This window comes from Pelotalea chapellei, assembly GCF_018531195.1.
Classification (GTDB): Bacteria; Desulfobacterota; Desulfuromonadia; order Geobacterales; family Pseudopelobacteraceae; genus Pelotalea; species Pelotalea chapellei.
The window spans coordinates 1-404 of sequence record NZ_JAHDYS010000048.1 but is presented as its reverse complement, the minus strand read 5'-3'; the positions used below and the strand labels follow the sequence as shown (position 1 = coordinate 404).

At 47.5% G+C, this 404-nt stretch carries 1 protein-coding gene; it reads left to right on the top strand.

Annotated features, from left to right (window positions below; all coding sequences use genetic code 11):
- Positions 1–404: EF-Tu/IF-2/RF-3 family GTPase (locus KJB30_RS17865; protein WP_246545790.1), on the top strand; the 404-nt coding region annotated here is incomplete at both ends.

The window sequence follows — 404 nt, the reverse complement described above, 5'->3', positions numbered from 1 at the left end:
AATAAGGCAGATATGGTTGATGACGCTGAATTGCTCGAGTTAGTCGAACTCGAAATTCGCGAACTTCTTTCCAGCTATGACTTCCCTGGAGATGATATTCCAATCATCAAGGGCTCTGCTCTTCAGGCACTTAACGGTGAAAAAGGCGAATTGGCTGAGCCTGCTATCTTTGCACTGATGGATGCTGTAGATACCTACATCCCTGAACCTGAGCGTGCTATTGACCGTCCGTTCCTGATGCCGGTTGAAGATGTATTCTCCATCTCCGGACGTGGCACAGTTGCCACAGGTCGTGTCGAGCGCGGAATTGTAAAAGTTGGCGAAGAGGTTGAAGTTGTAGGTATGAAAGCTACTTCTAAAACGACTGTAACCGGCGTTGAAATGTTTCGCAAGCTTCTTGACGA